This window comes from Massilia sp. DWR3-1-1 (genome assembly GCF_049898325.1).
GTDB lineage: Bacteria > Pseudomonadota > Gammaproteobacteria > Burkholderiales > Burkholderiaceae_D > JAFCUW01.
Window position 1 is genome coordinate 203,822 of record NZ_JAFCXL010000006.1, and the last position, 19,145, is coordinate 222,966.

The 19,145-nt window shown below is 67.1% G+C and carries 17 protein-coding genes; 8 read left to right on the forward strand and 9 right to left on the reverse strand.

Annotated features, from left to right (window positions below; all coding sequences use genetic code 11):
• Nucleotides 1-53: 53 nt before the first annotated feature.
• Nucleotides 54-1,136 carry a substrate-binding domain-containing protein gene (locus ACP7EY_RS08615; protein ID WP_426192447.1) on the reverse strand — a complete coding sequence of 361 codons (1,083 nt, stop codon included), beginning with the start codon at nt 1,134-1,136 and terminating at the stop codon, nt 54-56.
• Nucleotides 1,137-1,254: 118 nt separating this feature from the next.
• Here ACP7EY_RS08615 and ACP7EY_RS08620 point away from each other — a divergent pair, with 118 nt between their 5' ends.
• From ACP7EY_RS08620 to ACP7EY_RS08640, 5 genes are all read left to right on the forward strand, one after another.
• Complete coding sequence (locus tag ACP7EY_RS08620) at nt 1,255-1,740, forward strand: formate dehydrogenase subunit gamma (protein WP_426192449.1); 486 nt, start codon at nt 1,255-1,257, stop codon at nt 1,738-1,740.
• Nucleotides 1,737-3,296, forward strand: coding sequence for a formate dehydrogenase beta subunit (locus ACP7EY_RS08625; protein WP_426192451.1), 1,560 nt, complete (start codon nt 1,737-1,739; stop codon nt 3,294-3,296). Before ACP7EY_RS08620 ends, ACP7EY_RS08625 begins: the two co-directional genes overlap by 4 nt.
• A 78-nt stretch (nt 3,297-3,374) precedes the next feature.
• Nucleotides 3,375-6,158, forward strand: coding sequence for a formate dehydrogenase subunit alpha (gene fdhF / locus ACP7EY_RS08630; RefSeq protein WP_426192556.1), 2,784 nt, complete (start codon nt 3,375-3,377; stop codon nt 6,156-6,158).
• A complete protein-coding gene (gene fdhD, locus ACP7EY_RS08635) occupies nt 6,155-6,988 on the forward strand; it encodes a formate dehydrogenase accessory sulfurtransferase FdhD (RefSeq protein ID WP_426192453.1) in 834 nt (277 codons plus the stop codon). The genes fdhF and fdhD overlap by 4 nt, the downstream gene beginning before the upstream one ends.
• Complete coding sequence (locus tag ACP7EY_RS08640) at nt 6,985-7,239, forward strand: formate dehydrogenase subunit delta (RefSeq protein WP_426192455.1); 255 nt, start codon at nt 6,985-6,987, stop codon at nt 7,237-7,239. The genes fdhD and ACP7EY_RS08640 overlap by 4 nt, the downstream gene beginning before the upstream one ends.
• Nucleotides 7,240-7,341: 102 nt before the next feature.
• Here the strand turns inward: ACP7EY_RS08640 and lipA are convergent, their stop codons facing one another.
• The 7 genes from lipA to ACP7EY_RS08675 all read right to left on the reverse strand — a co-directional run bounded on the left by lipA (nt 7,342) and on the right by ACP7EY_RS08675 (nt 12,989).
• Complete coding sequence (lipA, locus tag ACP7EY_RS08645; protein WP_426192457.1) at nt 7,342-8,337, reverse strand: lipoyl synthase; 996 nt, start codon at nt 8,335-8,337, stop codon at nt 7,342-7,344.
• Nucleotides 8,334-9,059 carry a lipoyl(octanoyl) transferase LipB gene (gene lipB / locus ACP7EY_RS08650; protein ID WP_426192459.1) on the reverse strand — a complete coding sequence of 242 codons (726 nt, stop codon included), beginning with the start codon at nt 9,057-9,059 and terminating at the stop codon, nt 8,334-8,336. The genes lipA and lipB overlap by 4 nt, the downstream gene beginning before the upstream one ends.
• 93 nt (nt 9,060-9,152) lie before the next feature.
• Nucleotides 9,153-9,428, reverse strand: a complete 276-nt coding sequence (locus ACP7EY_RS08655; RefSeq protein WP_426192461.1) for a DUF493 family protein — start codon at nt 9,426-9,428, stop codon at nt 9,153-9,155.
• A 44-nt stretch (nt 9,429-9,472) separates the two neighbouring features.
• Nucleotides 9,473-11,521 (reverse strand): DUF6600 domain-containing protein, encoded by a 2,049-nt coding sequence (locus tag ACP7EY_RS08660; RefSeq protein WP_426192463.1) that lies wholly within the window; start codon nt 11,519-11,521, stop codon nt 9,473-9,475.
• A 98-nt stretch (nt 11,522-11,619) separates the two neighbouring features.
• Nucleotides 11,620-12,252, reverse strand: a complete 633-nt coding sequence (locus ACP7EY_RS08665) for a LysE family transporter (RefSeq protein WP_426192465.1) — start codon at nt 12,250-12,252, stop codon at nt 11,620-11,622.
• A gap of 99 nt (nt 12,253-12,351) precedes the next feature.
• Nucleotides 12,352-12,636, reverse strand: coding sequence for an HU family DNA-binding protein (locus tag ACP7EY_RS08670; protein ID WP_426192467.1), 285 nt, complete (start codon nt 12,634-12,636; stop codon nt 12,352-12,354).
• 152 nt (nt 12,637-12,788) lie between these two features.
• Nucleotides 12,789-12,989 (reverse strand): BrnA antitoxin family protein, encoded by a 201-nt coding sequence (locus tag ACP7EY_RS08675; RefSeq protein ID WP_426192469.1) that lies wholly within the window; start codon nt 12,987-12,989, stop codon nt 12,789-12,791.
• 207 nt (nt 12,990-13,196) lie between these two features.
• Between ACP7EY_RS08675 and ACP7EY_RS08680 the strand changes: the two genes are divergently transcribed.
• Both ACP7EY_RS08680 and ACP7EY_RS08685 read left to right on the forward strand, forming a co-directional pair.
• Complete coding sequence (locus tag ACP7EY_RS08680) at nt 13,197-14,135, forward strand: DUF808 domain-containing protein (RefSeq protein WP_426192471.1); 939 nt, start codon at nt 13,197-13,199, stop codon at nt 14,133-14,135.
• Nucleotides 14,136-14,360: 225 nt separating this feature from the next.
• Entirely contained in the window at nt 14,361-16,835 is a 2,475-nt protein-coding gene (locus tag ACP7EY_RS08685) for a TonB-dependent receptor plug domain-containing protein (protein WP_426192473.1), read from the forward strand.
• Between the two features lie 137 nt (nt 16,836-16,972).
• Here the strand turns inward: ACP7EY_RS08685 and ACP7EY_RS08690 are convergent, their stop codons facing one another.
• Nucleotides 16,973-18,085, reverse strand: coding sequence for a catalase family protein (locus ACP7EY_RS08690; RefSeq protein WP_426192475.1), 1,113 nt, complete (start codon nt 18,083-18,085; stop codon nt 16,973-16,975).
• 194 nt (nt 18,086-18,279) lie between these two features.
• Here ACP7EY_RS08690 and ACP7EY_RS08695 point away from each other — a divergent pair, with 194 nt between their 5' ends.
• Nucleotides 18,280-19,095 (forward strand): alpha/beta fold hydrolase, encoded by an 816-nt coding sequence (locus ACP7EY_RS08695; RefSeq protein ID WP_426192477.1) that lies wholly within the window; start codon nt 18,280-18,282, stop codon nt 19,093-19,095.
• Nucleotides 19,096-19,145 lie beyond the last annotated feature (50 nt).

Below are 19,145 nucleotides of genomic sequence, written 5' to 3' on the forward strand. Positions count from 1 at the left end.
TGGAGTCCCCGGTACTATAACGCGCCCCGCCCCATTCCAATAGCGCACCCGGATCAGCGCGCGGGATCGCCCTGGAACAGCGTGTGCATGTCGAGGCGGGCGCCGCACAGCGCGCCGTCATAGCCGGGCAGCGCCGCCAGCACCTGCTTGAACGGCGCGCTGGCCATCGCCGTCTGCGCCGCCAGCAGCATCGGCGTGTCGACGGCACTGGCATCGCAGGCCAGGAAGTACTGTTCGCGGATCACGGGGATGAAATCGAGGTCGAAGCGGCGCGCCGCCGTTTCGACCCCAAAACTGACATCGGCCATGCCGCTGGCGACATACGCGGCCACCGCCGCGTGGGTGAATTCGGCGGTGCCGAAGCCGCTGATGGCGGCCGGATCGATGCCGCCGTGGTGCAGCAGCAGTTCGAGCAGCACGCGCGTGCCCGACCCCTTCTGGCGGTTGACGAAGCGCAGGCCCGGGCGGCCCAGGTCGGCCAGCCCCGTCACATGGTGCGGATTGCCCTTGGCGACGAAGATGCCTTGCATGCGGTAGGCCAGGTGGATCAGCGCGTGGCGCTGCGGGTCCAGCCACGGCCGGTACTTGGCCGCCGCCGCCTGCTCGAATTCGCCCACCGGCAGGTGAAAGCCGGCCAGCTCGCACTCGCCGCGCGCGAGCGCCGCCACCGCCTCGCTGCTGCCACGGTACTTGATGTCGACGGTGATGCCCTGCTCGTTCAACTGGGTCACCAGCGCGGCCACGGCGAAGCCGTGCGAGGCCGTCATGCGCAGCACCTGGGCGTCGTCGGCCAGCACGCGCGCCAGTTCCTGCTGCAGCTCCGAGGCCAGGCTGTCGAGCATGGGGGTCAGGCGGGCGTGGATGCGGCGGTCGGCCCACATCAGCTTTTCAGCCAGCGGCGAGAGCACCGTGCCCTGGCCGCGCACCTTGTAGACCAGATCAAAGCCGAACTGCTGGGAGAACTGCTGCAGCAAGCCCCACGCGTGGCGGTACGACATGCCGCGCGCGGCGGCGGCCTTGCTGATGCTGCCCAACTGGCTCACCGCCAGCAGCAGTTCGAGCAGCGCCGGCAAGGCCGTCGCCACCCCGCTGGCATCGCGCAAGATCCAGTCGGGGCGTATCTCCACCTTCATCATATGCAAAATCCTTCATATTGAACGACATCGAAACCCCTGCTACTCTCAATGCATCATCATAAATACCGCCTTTATATATGTTCTGCCGAACATATGCAATGCGGACAAACGAGACACTATGAACCCACCTGATCCCCACGCCGCGTTCGGCGACATTCTCGACCTGCATGCCCGCCATGGCCACCTTGGCCAGGATGCGCTGCTGCCCGTGCTGCACGCGATCCAGGATCGCCTCGGCTTCATTCCGCCCGACGCCGTCGAGTACCTGGCGCAGAGCTTCAACGTCTCGCGCGCCGAGGTGCACGGCGTGATCACGTTTTACCATTACTTCAAGACAGCCGCGCCGGCGCGCTGCACGGTGCAGATCTGCCGCGCCGAAGCGTGCCAGAGCATGGGCGGCGACGCCCTGCTGGCCCACGCCGAGCGCAACCTGGGCTGCGGCCTGCACGCCCACACGGCCGACGGCGCCTTCGCGCTCGAGCCAGTGTACTGCCTGGGCCAGTGCGCCACCGCGCCGGCCATCATGATCAACGACGCTGTCCATGCGCGCGTGACGCCGGCCCGCTTCGACAAACTGATCGGCAAAATCAAGGAGGTCGCATGAGCGTGCGCATCTTCGTTCCCGCCGATTCGGCGGCGCTGGCGCTGGGCGCCGACGACGTCGCCGCGGCGATCACCCATGAAGCGGCGCGCCGCGGCATCGCCATCGAACTGGTACGCAACGGCACCCGCGGCCTGCTGTACCTGGAACCGCTGGTCGAAGTCGACACGCCCGCCGGCCGGGTCGGGTTCGGCAATGTCGACGACGCCGCCGTGGCCGCCCTGTTCGACGCCGGCTTTCACCTGGGCCAGGCCGACCACCCGCTGGCGCTGGGCCTGGTCGAACAGATCCCCTACCTGGCGCGCCAGACCCGCCTGACCTTCGCCCGCAGCGGCATCACCGATCCCCTGTCGCTGGCCGACTACGAGGCGCACGGCGGCTACCGCGGCCTGCGCCACGCCGTCACGCTCAGCCAGGCCGACATCGTCGCCACCGTCACCGCCTCGGGCCTGCGCGGGCGCGGCGGCGCCGCCTTCCCCACCGGGATCAAGTGGAACACCGTGCTGCGCGCCCAGGCGGCGCAAAAATACATCGTCTGCAACGCCGACGAAGGCGACTCGGGCACCTTTGCCGACCGCATCGTGATGGAAAGCGATCCGTTTGTCCTCATTGAAGGGATGACCATCGCCGGCCTGGCGGTGGGCGCCACCGAGGGCTATATCTATGTGCGCAGCGAGTATCCGCACTCGATCGCGGCCTTGAACCACGCCATCGGCAGCGCCACCCGGGCCGGCCTGCTGGGCGCCGACGTGGCCGGCAGCGGGCGCGCCTTCACGCTGGAAGTGCGCAAGGGTGCGGGCGCCTATATCTGCGGCGAAGAGACGGCCCTGCTCGAGAGTATCGAAGGCAAGCGCGGCGTGGTGCGCGCCAAGCCGCCGCTGCCCGCCCTGGCCGGCCTGTTCGGCCAGCCCACCGTGATCAACAACGTGCTGTCGCTGGCGTCGGTGCCGATCATCCTCGACAAGGGCGCGCAGTTCTACCAGGACTTCGGCATGGGCCGCTCGCGCGGCACCCTGCCCGTGCAATTGGCCGGCAATATCAAGCAGGGCGGCCTGATCGAACTGGCCTTCGGCGCCACCTTGCGCGAGATCCTCTACGACTACGGCGGCGGCAGCGCCAGCGGGCGCCCCATCAAGGCGGTGCAGGTGGGCGGCCCGCTGGGCGCCTACCTGCCCGAGTCGCAGTGGGACACCCCGCTCGACTACGAAGCGTTCGCCGCGCTGTGGGCCGTGCTGGGCCACGGCGGCATCGTGGTGCACGACGACGGCGCCGACATGGCCAGGCTGGCCCGCTACGCGATGGAATTCTGCGCCGTCGAATCGTGCGGCAAGTGCACGCCCTGCCGCATCGGCTCGACCCGCGGGGTCGAAGTGATCGACAAAATCCGCGCCGGCAACGAGCGCCCCCAACAAGTGATCTTATTGCGCTCGCTGTGCGACACCATGCTCAACGGCTCGCTGTGCGCGATGGGTGGCATGACGCCGTACCCGGTGCTGTCGGCATTGAATCACTTCCCTGAAGACTTCGGCCAGACGGCCGGCGACGTCCGCGCCGCATAGGAGACCCATACCATGATCGAAACCATCATCACCCGCGATTTCGGCACCCCGGCCAAGGACATCAACGCGTCCACCGAGATGATCACCCTCACCATCGACGGCTACGCAGTGCGCGTCCCGGTCGGCACCTCGGTCATGCGCGCGGCCGCCGAGAACAGCATCAATATCCCCAAGCTGTGCGCCACCGACAGCCTCGAGCCGTTCGGCTCGTGCCGCCTGTGCCTGGTCGAGATTGAAGGCCGGCGCGGCTATCCGGCCTCGTGCACCACGCCGGCCGAAGCGGGCATGGTGGTGCGCACCCAGTCGGCCAAGCTGCAGGAAGTGCGCAAGGGCGTCATGGAGCTGTACATCTCCGACCATCCGCTCGACTGCCTCACCTGTCCCGCCAACGGCAACTGTGAGCTGCAGGACATGGCCGGCGTCACCGGGCTGCGCGAAGTGCGCTACGGTTACGAGGGCGCCAATCACCTGGCACTGAAGAAGGACGAGAGCAACCCCTACTTCACCTTCGACTCCTCCAAGTGCATCGTCTGCAACCGCTGCGTGCGCGCCTGCGAGGAAACCCAGGGCACCTTTGCCCTGACCATCTCGGGGCGGGGCTTTGAATCGCGCGTCTCGGCCGGCCAGAGCGAATCGTTCATGGAATCGGAATGCGTCTCCTGCGGCGCCTGCGTGGAAGCCTGCCCGACGGCGACGCTGACGGAAAAATCGGTGATCTGGCTGGGCCAGGCCGAGCACAGCATCACCACCACCTGCGCCTATTGCGGCGTGGGCTGCTCGCTCAAGGCCGAAATGAAGGGCAACGAGGTGGTGCGCATGGTGCCGGCCAAGGACGGCAAGGCCAATGAGGGCCACGCCTGCGTCAAGGGCCGCTTCGCCTGGGGCTACGCCACCCACAAGGACCGCATCCTCAAACCGATGATCCGCTCGAAGATCACCGACCCGTGGAAGGAAGTGTCGTGGGACGAGGCGCTCGATTACGCCGCCTCCGAATTCAAGCGCATTCAGGCCAAGCACGGCGTCGATTCGATCGGCGGCATCGTCTCCTCGCGCTGCACCAACGAAGAGGGTTACCTGGTGCAGAAGCTGGTGCGCGCCGCCTTCGGCAACAACAACGTCGACAGCTGCGCGCGCGTGTGCCACTCGCCCACCGGCTACGGCCTGAAAACCACGCTGGGCGAATCGGCCGGCACCCAGACGTTCAAGTCGGTCGAAAAATCCGACGTCATCCTGGTGATCGGCGCCAACCCCACCGACGGCCACCCGGTGTTCGCCTCGCGCATGAAAAAACGCTTGCGCCAGGGCGCGCGCCTGATCGTCATCGATCCGCGCGGCATCGACCTGGTCAAGTCGCCGCACATCCGCGCCCAGCACCACTTGCAGCTGCGCCCCGGCACCAACGTCGCCATGGTCAGCGCGCTGGCCCACGTCATCGTCACCGAAGGCCTGATGGCCGACGAGTTCATCGCCGAGCGCTGCGACCTGCGCGCCTTCGAGCAGTGGCGCGAATTCGTCGCCCGTCCTGAAAATTCGCCGGAAGCGTCGGCCGAGATCACCGGCGTGCCGGCCGAGCAGGTGCGCGAAGCGGCCCGCCTGTTCGCCACCGGCGGCAACGGCGCCATCTTCTATGGCCTGGGCGTGACCGAGCATGCGCAGGGTTCGACCGCCGTGATGGGCATCGCCAACCTGGCCATGGCCACCGGCAATGTCGGCCGCGAAGGGGTCGGCGTCAATCCCCTGCGCGGCCAGAACAATGTGCAGGGCTCGTGCGACATCGGCTCGTTCCCGCACGAGCTGCCCGGCTACCGCCACGTCTCCGACACCACCGTGCGCACCCTGTTCGAGCAGGCCTGGGGCGTGCCCCTGCAAGCCGAGCCGGGCCTGCGCATTCCGAACATGTTCGAAGCAGCCCTCGACGGCAGCTTCATGGGCCTGTACTGCCAGGGCGAAGACATCGTCCAGTCCGACCCCAACACCCAGCACGTCACCTCGGCGCTCGAGGCGATGGAATGCATCGTGGTGCAGGACATCTTCCTCAACGAGACGGCCAAGTACGCCCACGTGCTGCTGCCGGGCTCCTCGTTCCTGGAAAAGGACGGCACCTTCACCAATGCCGAGCGGCGCATTTCGCGCGTGCGCAAGGTGATGCCGCCGAAGGCCGGCTACGCCGACTGGGAAGTGACGGTGGCGCTGTCGAACCGGCTGGGCTACCCGATGGCGTATCGTCATCCATCCGAGATCATGGATGAAATCGCCCGCCTCACCCCCACCTTCTCGGGCGTGAGCTACCAGCGCCTGGACCAGCTGGGCAGCATCCAGTGGCCCTGCAACGAGGACGCGCCCGAGGGCACGCCGACCATGCACATCGACCAGTTCGTGCGCGGCAAGGGACGCTTCATCATTACCCAGTATGTCGCCACCGACGAGAAGGTCACGCGCAAATTTCCGCTCATTCTCACCACCGGCCGCATCCTGTCGCAGTACAACGTGGGCGCGCAGACGCGCCGCACCGAGAACGTGCGCTGGCACGCCGAAGACCGCCTCGAGATCCACCCGCACGACGCGCAGGAACGGGGCATCGAGGACGGCCAGTGGGTCGGCATCCACAGCCGCTCGGGCGAAACCGTGCTGCGGGCGATGGTCACCGAGCGCATGCAGCCGGGGGTGGTCTACACCACCTTCCACTTCCCCGAATCGGGCGCCAACGTGATCACCACCGATAACTCGGACTGGGCCACCAACTGCCCCGAGTACAAGGTGACGGCGGTGCAGGTGATGCACGTGCAGCAGCAGTCCGACTGGCAGCTCGAGTACGCGCGCTTCAACCAGGAGCAGCTGGGCCTGGCCGAGAGCGTCGTATGATCTGCGCCGTGGACGAACCCGTGCGCCATGCGCCGAACGTGCGCATGGCCGTCGCGCGCATGCGCGGCGGCGCCTGGAGCGGCGCGCACGACGAACTGGCCGAGGAAGTGCCGGTGGCGCTCGAATACAACGGCGTCTCGCACGCGGTAATGCTGGCCACGCCGGCCGACATCGCCGAATTCGCCCTCGGCTTTTCGCTCAGCGAAGGCATCATCGAGTCGCCGCGCCAGTTCTACGGCGTCGAGGTCGAGCACGCCGCCGCCGGCATCACCGCCCACATCGACATTGCCGCCGGCGCCTTCATGCGCCTGAAAGACCGGCGCCGCAACCTGTCGGGCCGCACCGGCTGCGGCTTGTGCGGCGTCGACAGCCTGGCGCAGGTGATCCGTCCGCTGGCCTGGCTGGCGCCCACGCGCGCCCTGTCGGCGCCGGCGATCCGCCGCGCGCTGGCCGAAGTCAAACAGCAGCAGCCCTTGAACCGCCTCACCGGCGCCACCCACGCGGCCCTGTGGTGCGGGCGCGACGGCGTGCCGCGCCTGGCGTACGAGGACGTCGGCCGCCACAACGCGCTCGACAAGCTGATCGGCGCCCTGCACCAGGGCGAGTTTGACCCCACCGACGGCTTTGTACTCATCACCAGCCGCGCCAGCGTGGAAATGGTGCAGAAGGCGGCCACCGTCGGCATCGCCGCCATGGTCGCCATTTCCGCCCCCACCGCCCTCGCCGCCCGTACCGCGCAAGACTGCGGACTGACCCTGGTCGCCTTTGCCCGCGGCGACGACTTCGTCGCCTACGCACACGGCGTCAACATCGTAATGGAAGCAGCATGAACATCGACAACCTGGTCACCATGGCCAACCAGATCGGCACTTTTTTTGAATCCTACCCGGACGCGCGCGAAGGCCGCACCGAGATCGCCAACCACCTGCAGCGCTTCTGGGCGCCGCGCATGCGCAGCCAGTTGTTCAGCCATATCGACGCTGACAGGGGCGCCGGCCTCAATCCCATCGTGCTCGAAGCCCTGATCGAGCACCGGCGCGACCACATGGCGCCGCCGCCACCGGGCGGCGACGCCGGCTGATGGCGTCCATGCGGTGAAACGGATCGGCGAGCGACGCCGTCACAAAAAAAACAGGCGCCAATGGCGCCTGCTTTTTTGTGACGAAAATACGACCAGCCGGGATTATTCGGCGATCGCCACGCCGGCGCCGTGCGCCTGCTCATCGGCGTGATAGGAACTGCGCACCATGGCGCCCACGGCCGCGTGCACGAAGCCCATTTTATAGGCCTCCGCCTCGAACATTTTAAACACGTCCGGGTGCACATAGCGGCGCACCGGCAAGTGCGAGTTCGACGGCGCCAGGTACTGGCCGATGGTGAGCATTTCGACGTTGTGCTCGCGCATGTCGCGCATCACCTGCAGGATTTCCTCGTCCGTCTCGCCCAGGCCCACCATGATGCCCGACTTCGTCACCGCTTCCGGGTAGAGCGCCTTGAAGTCGCGCAGCAGTTCGAGCGAGTGCTTGTAGTCGGCGCCGGGGCGGGCTTCCTTGTACAGGCGCGGCACCGTTTCCAGGTTGTGGTTCATGACGTCGGGCAGGCCGTCCTTGAAGATGGCGAGCGCCTTGGCCAGGCGGCCGCGGAAGTCGGGCACCAGCACTTCGATGCGGGTGCGCGGCGACAGCGCGCGGGTTTGCTGGATGCACTCGACGAAGTGGCCGGCGCCGCCGTCGCGCAGGTCGTCGCGGTCGACCGAGGTGATGACGACATACGACAGGCGCAGCTCGGCGATCGTCTTCGACAGATTGGCCGGCTCGTCGACGTCGAGCGGGTCAGGGCGGCCGTGGCCGACGTCGCAGAACGGGCAGCGGCGCGTGCACTTGTCGCCCATGATCATGAAGGTGGCGGTGCCCTTGCCGAAGCACTCGCCGATGTTCGGGCAGCTCGCTTCTTCGCACACCGTCACGAGCTTGTTGGCGCGCAGGATGTCCTTGATTTCGTAGAAGCGGGTCGAGGCCGACGCCGCTTTCACGCGGATCCAGTCCGGCTTTTTCAGGCGCTCGATCTGCTCGATCGGCACGATTTTAATGGGGATGCGGGACGTCTTGCTGGCGCCTTTTTGCTTGTCGAGGGCGTTGTAGGCGGGGGCGGAAACGAGGGTGTCGGTGGTGTCGCTCATATGGCTGCAGGCCCCTGCGGGCTCGGTTGGTGTTGTTCGGTCGGGGCCGTGGTCACGGCCGGGTTCATGGTGGCCAGCTGCTTCACCAGCGCGCGCGCCAGGGCGCTCTGCACGTCGGCGAGCGGCACGTCGACGCCCAGGCTGCGCATGTCGACCGTCTCCAGCCCCGCGTAACCGCACGGGTTAATCCAGGAAAACGGCGACAGGTCCATCGCCACATTGAGCGATACGCCGTGATAGGTGCAGCCGTTGCCGCGCACTTTCAAGCCCAGCGCGGCGATCTTGGCGCCTTGCCTGGGGCCGTCGGCCACATAAATGCCGGGCGCGCCGTCGATCCGTACGCCGGCCAGATTATACGCCGCCAGCACATCGATGATCGCCTGCTCGATCCTGGTGACGAACTGGCGCGCATAGAGCTTGCCGCCCGGCTTGTTGCGGCGCAGGTCGATGAGCAGATAAATGACCACCTGGCCGGGACCGTGGAAGGTCACTTCGCCGCCGCGGTCGGTCTGCACCACGGCGATACCGTGGGCGGCGAGCACGTGGGCCGGATCGGCGCCCAGGCCCAGCGTGAACACGGGCGGGTGCTCGACGATCCACAGTTCGTCAGGCGTGCCGGGTTCGCGCGCATCGGTGAAGGCGCGCATGGCGGCGAAGACGGTTTCGTAGTCAGCGCGGCCGAGATCGCGGACGATCGCCGGCGCGGGGCGGGTGGCGGACATGGACGGGCCTGAGGTTGGGAGCCCCGCCATTATAAGGCAGCGGCCGGCGCGGCGCTTGCCACGGCGGCAAAGCTGGCCTGCCCGGGCCCGCTCTTACATGACGATTTTGACCATCTTGTGGCCCGACAGCGCCTCGTACAGGGCGTCGAGCTGGGCGCGGCTGGTGGCGCGCACCGTCACCGTCAGGCCCGTGAAATTGCCCTTGGCGGACGGGCGCACTTCCAGCCGGCCCACGTGAAAGGTGGGATCGTGCTCGAGCACGACGTCGACGATGGTGGTGGCGAAGTCGTCGTGGGTCGGTCCCATCACCTTGATGGGGAAATCGCTCGGGTATTCGATTAGCGATTCGGCGGGAGGTATATCTTGCATGGCAATCCAGTCAAAAATAGGGTCAAACGGTCGATACCGCCATTTTAACGCTCGACGGGCTCGGCACCGCGCCTGCGCTCGGCGCCGCCCCGATTGCGCGGGTTGTCGGCGGCGGCGGCGGCGGCGGGCGGCGCGGCCGGCCCGGGCGCGGCAGCAGGGGCGGGCGCTTGCGCTGGCGGGGCGGGGCGGGGCGCCGCACCCTCCGGGTCGCGCCCGCGCCGCTCGTCACCACGCACAGGGGCCGGGCGCTGCTCGGCGGCGGGTGCGCTCTGGGCTGGTGCTTGCGGCGGCACCGGCGCGGCCGCCGGCGCTGACGGCCGTTGCACCCGGCCACGCTCGTCATCGGGACGAACGTCGCGGCGCAGGCCGGGGCCATCGCGGCTGTCACCGCGGCCATTCAAACCGTCCCGGCCCAAGCGCTGCTGCTGCTGCAGTTGCTGCTGCTGCAGTTGCTGCTGTTGTTGCAGTTGCTGCTGCAGTTGCTGCTGCTGTAATTGCTGCTGTTGCTGCCGTTGTTGCAATTGCTGCTGCTGCTGCTGCTGCTGCTCCTGCAGTTGCACCTGCGGCGGTTGCCCCTGCTGCACCTGCTGCGGGCGCTGCGGCTGCGGCTGAACTTGTTGCTGCGGCGCTGGCGCCGGCAGCTGCATCACCGGCATGCGCGGCCGCTCATCGCGCCGGTTCGGCATCACCGGCGCCAGCGGCGACGGCAGCGGCCCGCCCGCCTGCGGCGCGCCTGGTGTCGGTAGATTGCGCAACTCGGGGCGGTGCGGACGGTTGCGCTCCCAGGCGTCGCGGTCCATCCGCTCGCGCTGCACGACGACGCCGGGGGGCGCCGCCGGCGCGGTGGCGCCGCCCGCGGGCAGGCTGGCCAGCGGGCCGCTGGCGCGCGGCGCGTTGCGCACGGCCACCGTGCCACGCTGGCCGAACTGCGCTTGCGGCACCACCGTCAGGCCCAGCCGCTGATGGTCGGCGCGCTCATCGCGGCCATCACGGCCGTCACGGCCGTCGCGGCGGCCATCATGGCCCCGGTTGATGCGCTGCAGGTGGTCGGGCGAGACCCGGTAATGGGGCACGAAGGCGTCGCGCGGCGACAGCGGATACCAGCCGGTGGCCGGCAAGGGGCGCCGGCCACCACCACTAAAATTGAGGTTCCAGTTGGCGCCACCAACCCAGCCCACCAGTGCCGGTGCCCACACGGGACGGGCATCGCGCCGTCCGGGCGCCCACGCCCAGCGCTGCTTGACCTGTACCCAGCGGCCGTAGTGAAACGGCGCATAGCCCCAGGGCGCGTTGTCGACCCAGGTCCAGCCCCATGGCGCGATCCAGGCCCAGCTGCCGTCGCGGTAGGGCGCCCAGTCGCTCGCCACCGTGGTCGGCAGCCACAGGGGGCCGTATTCGGCATCGTCGCGCCAGACGCCGTGACGGTCGAGATCTTCGTAGCCCGTCATGTCGGTGCCGACGTAGCGCGCCGACACGGAGCGGTCCTCGTACTGGTCGCGCTGGGCCGACCAGTCGTCGAAATCGTCGCGCAGCGCGGCGCCGGTGCGGATATCGTCGCCCACGTCGAGCCGCTTGCCGGGGCGGACGATCAGCTGGCCGCCCCGATCGTTCACCAGCGCGGTGCCCAGCAGGGCGGTGACGGCGGTGACGCCCGGCACCCGCTCGCTGTCGACGCGCACGGCGCCGGCGTCCTGCAGGCGCACGACGCCATTGGGCGTGACCAGTTCGAAACCGCGCGCCAGGGCGGGGTCGCGCACGTGGATATTGACGCTGCCGTAGATCAGGCGCAGGCGCAGACTGTCGTCGTCGAGCTCCGTCATTTCCAGCGAGGTGTCGCCGTCGAGCCGCACCGAGGTCGAGCCGATGCGAATTTCCGTGCGGGCGCCGCGCGCCGTCGTCACCAGGTTGTGCGAGGTGACGGGCCAGTTGACCTGGGCGCCGGCCGCGTCGTCGCCCACCTCGCCGGTGATGCGCACCTGGCCTTCGGCGATGGCGATGCGGCCCACGCTCGACGGCGGATCGGCCGCCAGTGCCAGGGTGGAGCAAACGGCGGCGGCCAGCACAGTGGCGGCGCGGAGCAGGCGGAGGGTCATGACGGCCTTTCGAAAATGACGACGAGTGGAAAACTGCTGTAAGACTCTATAACGGACCAGCGGGCGGCGCGCCGACAGGCTTTACATTCGGTTGCAATTCAGGGGGCGCGCTTGACGAAAAACAGGGCCGCACCCACCAGCACCAGCACGCCGCCAAAAAAATGGTTTTGCTTGCGCACGGCGCGCGGGTCGCGAAAGTAGCGCTGCATCGATGCGGCCAGGCCCGCATAGCCGTGCATGACGATGCTGTCGATGACGACCATGGTGATGCCGAGGATGGCCAGTTGCGGCAGCAGCGGCGCCTGCTTGGCGATAAATTGCGGCAGCACGGCGACCATGAAGATGATGCCCTTGGGGTTGGTGGCATTGGTCAGAAATCCCGTCGCCACGCGGCGGCCGAACGAGGGCAGCGCCGGCGCGCCGGCGGCGCCGCCGGCCATGGCGGCAGGCGCAGCGCGCCATTGGCTCACGCCGCAGTAGATCAGGTACAGCGCGCCGATGGTCTTGGCCAGGCCGAATGCGATCTCGGAAGCCATCACCAGCGAGCCGACCCCGGCGCCGGCGATGACGAACATCAGCAGCAGTCCAAGTTGCAGGCCCAGCACGGTGGCGCTGGCGCGGCGCAGGCCGAAGGCCAGGCCGTGCGACATGGCCATGATGGCGCCGGAGCCGGGCGAGATGGCGATGACGGTGGCGGCGAGGACGAACGCGATCCAGGTAGTAAACAGCATGGGCAACAGCTCAAGAAGGGAAGGGCATGGCGGCGCCATGAAACACAACGGGCGCGCCGCGGCTGCTGCCGCCGGCGCGCCCGTCTCAGCAACGATGGCTTATTTTCGCTTCGGGTTCAGGGCGGCCTTGAGGGTGGCGCCGGCCGAAAACTTGGGCGACTTCGAGGCGGCGATCTTGATCGCTTCGCCGGTTGACGGGTTGCGGCCCTTGCGCGCGGCGCGCTTGGTGACGGAGAAGGTGCCAAAGCCGGTGATGCCGACCGTGTCGCCTTTTTTCAGGCGCTCGGTGATGATCGCGATGACCGTGTTGATGGCGGCGTTGGCAGCGGTGCCGGTCATGGCGGTGCGCTTCGCAAATTCAGCAATCAGTTCGCCTTTTTTCATGACTATCCTCCGGAGTGATAAAGAGCGGGAAGAGTAGCATAATTATTACTGCGAACAGAATTCGGCGGGCACCGCGCACGCAAGTAAGCCCGGCCACTGCTGGCGCGCGGTGGTCGATGGCCGGCCGGCCACGGCCCGTCGGCGCCGGCGAATCAGGCCGCCAGCGGATCGCTGTGCAGGCGCATGCGCAGGGCCGCATTGATCAGCGTCTGGTAGCCCTGGCCGCTTTTTTCCGACAGCGAGCGAAATTGCGACAGCACTTCGTCGTCGAGATAGATGGTGATGCGGGTCTTGCGCTTGACAGGACGGGCACTGCGTGGCGCCATGGTGGTCAGGTCGAGATTGGTGTTCATCGTGGTTCCCCTAAATAAGGCGGCTGGCGCTGTGCAGCCGGTCAGTCATTGCACTATACGCAGCGGCGCCTGGGGCGTCGGCAAAAAGCGACGAAGTGCCGTATTCGGTGGCTGAAACGCAAATTGCGGGGCTGATCCGTGCGCGCGGTCGGCTCGGGTAAGATGGCGGCGGATGCAACAAGGTCAATACAATCACGGGAGCAGGGCATGGCAAGCAGTCTATTGGCACTGATCGACGATATCGCCTCGATCCTCGACGACGTCGCCGTCATGAGCAAGGTGGCGGCAAAAAAAACCGCCGGCGTGCTGGGCGACGACCTGGCCCTGAACGCCCAGCAGGTCTCGGGCGTCAACGCCGACCGCGAGTTGCCGGTGGTGTGGGCGGTGGCGGTGGGCTCGCTGAAAAACAAGGCGATCCTGGTGCCGGCGGCGCTGGCCATCAGTGCCTTCGTGCCGTGGGCGATCACCCCGCTGCTGATGGTGGGCGGCGCCTACCTGTGCTACGAGGGCTTTGAAAAGCTCGCGCACAAGTTCATGCACAGCAAGGACGAAGTCGCCGCCCATCACGACGAGCTCAGCCGCGCAGTGGCCGATCCTGCGGTCGACCTGGTGGCGCTGGAGCAGGACAAGATCAAGGGCGCCGTGCGCACCGATTTTATCTTGTCGGCCGAGATCATCGTGATCGCGCTGGGCACCGTCGAGAATGCGCCGTTCTCCCAGCAGGTGGCCGTGCTGGTCGCCATCGCGCTGGTGATGACGGTGGGCGTGTACGGCCTGGTCGCCGGCATCGTCAAGATCGATGACGCCGGCCTGCACCTGAGCAAACGGGCCTCGGGCGCCGCCCGCGCAGTGGGCCGGCTGCTGCTGGCGGGCGCCCCCTTGCTGATGAAAGCCCTGTCGGTGGTGGGCACGGCCGCCATGTTCATGGTGGGTGGCAGCATCCTCATGCACGGCGTGCCCGCCCTGCACCACCTGGTCGACAGCGCGGCCCTGGCCGCCGGCAGCGTGGACACCGTCGGCCCCGTGCTCAAGGCGGTCACGCCCACCGTGATCGACGCCCTTGCCGGGGTGATTGCGGGCGCCATCGTGCTGCTGGCCGTTACGGTCGGCAAGAAGCTATTCAAGGGGAAAACGGCGCCCGCATAAGGGGCGCGGCGACGCCCTGAAACGGATCCGACGCCCAAAAAACGAGCAAAACTGTTGTTATTACGACCTGTTGCGGGTCACGCGAATTGACTTATGTAAATGCGTGCACCAGTATGGAACGGATAAGTTTCGCTATGAAATCAGGTTTTTTCATAGTGCGACCACGTCCAACCATTACCAGGGAAAATAACGATGCATAGCAAGTTTGTTCCACAGAAACAGATCATGGCCCTCGCCATCGCCGCCGTGTTTGCCCACGGCGCCGCCGTGGCGCAGAGCGCACCGGCCGCCGCTGACAGCGCCAGCGCCACCGTCGTCGTCACCGGCACCCGCGTGGCCAACCGCACCGCGCTCGACACGGCAGCGCCCATCGACATCATCTCGGCCGAGTCGCTGAAAAACTCCGGCAGCACCGAAGTGGGGCAGGCGCTGTCGGTGGCCTTGCCATCGCTGAACTTTCCCCGCCCGGGCCTGACCGACGGCACCGACACGGTGCGCCCGGCCACCCTGCGCGGCCTGGCGCCGGACCAGACGCTGGTGCTGGTGAACTCGAAGCGCCGCCACAGTTCGGCGCTGGTGAACGTCAACGGCACCATCGGCCGCGGCTCGTCGGCCGTCGACATGAACTCGATTCCCACCGCCATCATCCGCAACATCGAAGTGCTGCGTGACGGCGCCTCGGCCCAGTATGGCTCCGACGCCATCGCCGGCGTCGTCAACATCCGCCTGCGCTCGGACCGCACGGGCGGCGAAGCGGCCGTCACCTACGGCGCCCGCATCACCGAATACGACATCGTCGGCGACGCCGCTCCGGCCGGCGCCAACTACCCCGGCGCGCCCGCCTCGCGCAAGCGCACCGACGGCCAGACCACCACCGTCTCCGGCTGGAAAGGCCTGCCATGGGGCGAGAGCGGTTTCGTCACCATCGCCGCCGAGTACAAGGACCAGGCCCACACCGAGCGCAGCGGCTACGACGTGCGCGCCGCCTACGCCAAGGTCAATGGCGCCTTCGATCCCCGCGAGGCCACCTTCAACCGCTTCGACACCTGGTACGGCGAGCCGGAAATGAAGCAGACGACCCTGTTCGCGAATGCCGCCAATCCGCTCGGCGGCGGCCTGAAACTGTACGGCTGGGCCAGTTTCCAGAACCGTGACGCCAAGTCGGCCGCCAACATCCGCCGCGCCGTGCAGGACCAGAACATCACGTCGATCTACCCGAATGGCTTCGTGCCCTACATCGAGCCGCGCGTGCGCGACTACGCGTTCACGGGCGGCTTTACCATGCCGCTGGGCGACTGGGACTTCGACGCCTCGCTCGGCTACGGCAAGAACGACATGCAGTTCGATATCACCAACACCCTCAACCGCTCGATCGGCCCCACCAGCAAGACCGCCTTCTATGCCGGTGGCTTCGCCTACGACCAGCTGGTGCTGAACGTGTCGGCCGTGCGCGGCTATCCGGTGGCCGGCCTGTCCTCGCCGCTGAACGTGGCGATCGGCGCCGAAGTGCGTCGCGAAGGCTACAAGCTCGAAGCAGGCGAGCCCGATTCCTACCGCGACGGCAAGGCGCTGCTGGCCAACGGCCAGCCGACCGCGCCGGGCACCCAGGGCTTCCCCGGCTTCCGCCCGGCCGACGCCAGCGACACCAGCCGCCACGCCAGCAGCGTGTTTGCCGATTTCGAGGCAAACATCACGCCGGCGCTGCTGACCTCGTTCGCCGTGCGCGGCGAGAAGTACTCCGACTTCGGCAACAGCCTGGCCGGCAAGCTGGCCGCCCGCTACGATTTTGCGCCCTCGTTCAGCCTGCGCGGTTCGGTGCAGAACGGCTTTCGCGCGCCCTCGCCCCAGCAGCAGAATTTCTCGGCCACCTCGACCATTTTCATCAATGGGGTGCCGTTCGACCTGACCACGTTCCGCCCGAACGATCCGATCGCCGTGGCGCTGGGCGCCAAGCCGCTCGACGCCGAAAAATCGGTGAACATGTCGCTGGGCGCAGTAATGCGCTTCGACAAAATGAGCCTGACGGTGGACGCCTACCGCATCAAGATGCGTGACCGCATCGTGCTGTCGGAAAACCTGATCGAGTCGAGCGTGCCGGGCATCGGCGCCTACCTGAAGGCGCAGGGTTTCCCCACCTCCGGTGGCGGGCGCTTCTTCATTAACGGCGTCAACACCACCACCGACGGCGTCGACGTCGTCTTCAACGCGCCGTTCGCGGCCGCTGAAGCGGGCCGTTTCGACCTGACCCTGGCAGCCAACTTCAACCGCACCGAAGTGACCAAGCTGCCGTCGTCGGGCACCCTGACCGGCTTCAATCCGGCGCCGGTGCTGTTCGGCCGCGTCAACACCATCACGTTTGAAAAAGGCACGCCGAAAAACAAGCTCAGCGCCAACCTGGGCTGGAAACTGGGCCAGTTCGGCGCCACCTTGCGCGCCACCCGCTACGGCGAAGTGGTCAGCCCTGGCACCACGCCGGCGCTCGACCTGACGCTGGCAGCGAAAACCCTGGTCGACCTGGAAGGTCGCTACGCGCTCACGCCAAAAACCACCATCGCGCTGGGCGCCGACAACCTGTTCGACGTCTATCCGACGGCCAACCCGCTGGCGCTCAACACCACCGGCGCGGCGCTGTTTTCGAACTATGCGCCGTTCGGCCGCTCGGGCCGCTTCGTGTACGCCCGCCTGAACCAGGCATTTTAATTAGATAAATCGTTATTATCGTTTATATAGTTTTTATGGTTTATCCTATTTAAATCATATAAACGATTTAACTTTATCTGAAATCCGGATGCAAAAAGGCCACCCTCGGGTGGCCTTTTTTTGCCTGAAAGTCGTGCTTATCGGGGCAGCGCGTGCAAGTCTTTCGGCTCTTGCTGGGCCACGCCGCTGCGCTCGAAGCGGAACGCCGACGACATCGCATAGGCCGCCTTGCGCACCCGCATGATCGAACCGATCGGGCGGTGCGCCGCCAGCGCATGCCAGGGATTAAAGCGCATGCCATCGTCGACCAGGGTCGACAGCGCCTCGCTCCAGCCCGCCTGCGGCGCCATGCTCAAGCGCGCCACCGCCACGTAGGGACTGTCCTGCTGCGACCACTCGACGGACGAATCCTCGATCGGCATGGTGGCCAGATCGGTGCACAGTTGCACCCGCAGTTCCCATTGCCCGCCGTGGCTGGCGAAGTGGGCCACGATGGCGTCGCGCAAGCCGTTTTCCGTGTGCGCCAGTTCGACCGGGGCGTCCGTCAGGGCCAGCAACTCGGGCGAGACGGGCACCAGCGAGAACTTGGCCATGTAGGGGCCGTACAGCACCGGCGCCTGCGTGAAATACGTCTCGCCCAGGGGATGGGTGGCCGGATGGCCGCCCAGGCTCTTGAGCAGGCCGCTCTCGCCGCCCACCGCTTCGAGCGCCTTTTCGGCGCCGCGCAGCACCGTCGCCAGGGCCACCTTCAGGCCGGGGACCTTGTCGGTGGTGGGCGCGAGCAATTTCAGGCTGCCGCTGAATTTCTTGGCGGTGGGGGCGGCGAACACGGGACCGTTGACCATGACGAAATCCTGCGTCGTGTCCTGCTCGCTGCCTTCGACGCGCGCACCGGCCACCCCCACCAGTTTGAGCGCCAGGCCGCGCGGCGTCGACACCTTGTCGTCGAGCAGGTCGCCCGGCGTGGTCGACACGCGCGCCACCGCCTCGTAACTGGCCGGCGTGGCGAACAGGCCCTGCGCATAGGGCTGCGGCAAGCCGTCCAGCACCGTCAGGGTGCCGCGCAGGATGCCGTGCGACTTCGCATGCACGCTGCGCAGCGCGTGGCCGCCATCGGCATAGGTGACGGTCGATATGTGCTTGAGCGAGTCGAGCAGGTCGGCGACGGTCTGGGCCTCGTCCTCTTCCGGAACTTCAAATACGCTCTGGTACATCAGCGGCGTTACCGGGGCGGCGGGGCGCATGGTCATGGCACATCCTCTTGAATGGATTAAACGCCAATCCTGCGCCCCGCACGCCCCCCTGTCCGTTTTACAGCGCACATATAAGGTCAGGAAAACGCCCGGCGCCGCCCCATCAAAACTTGCTTCTCCTCAAGGATAGTCGCCAGAACTTGGTCAAACTTACAGCATCGTTTCCACAAGGCAACATCACGAGGCCCCCCATGACGCCACCGAATCCCAAACGCCGCAGCTTCCACGCCGGCGCCCTCGCCCTGCTGCTGGGCGCAGCCGCCCCCGCCGTCCAGGCCACGCCCGCGCACGCGCCGCGGCCGAAAACCTATGTACTCGTGCACGGCGCCTGGTACGGCGGCTGGTGCTGGGAAAAAGTCGCCAGCCAGTTGCGCGCCCAGGGCCACACGGTATCGACCCCCACCTGCCCGGGCCTGGGCGAGCAGGCCCACCTGCTGTCGAAGGATATTTCGCTGACCACCTTTATTACCAGCATCACCAACCACATCCTGTACCAGGGCATCAGCGACGTGATCCTGGTCGGCAGCGGCTTTGCCGGCGTCGTCATCAGCGGCGTGGCCGACCGCATTGCCCACCTGATCAACAGCCTCGTGTATGTCGACGCCATGGTGCTCACCAGCGGCCTGTCCGTGTTCGAAGCGCAACCGGCGGCCATCACCCGCAAGCGCCAGGAGCAGGTCCTGGCGCAAGGCCAGGGCGTGGCCATTCCAGTGCCCTCGGTCAACGACTACGCCAATCTCGACAGCGAAGCGATCGCCTGGGTCAGCCAGCGCCTGACACCGCACCCGGTGGGCACCTACCAGGAGAAACTGGTGTTGACCCATCCGCTGGGCAATGGCCGGCCCCGCATCTACATCGATTGCACGGCGTCGCCGTTCGAGCCGCTGGTCGACATCAAGAAGCAGTTGCGCAGCCAGGCAGGCTGGACCTGGGTCGAACTCGATACCCACCACGATCCCATGATCACCGATCCGCAGGCGCTGTCGGCCTGCCTGGCAACGGTCTGACGGGCCGGCCGCCGGCGAGGCAGCCAAACAGCGAAACAGGTATGATCGCC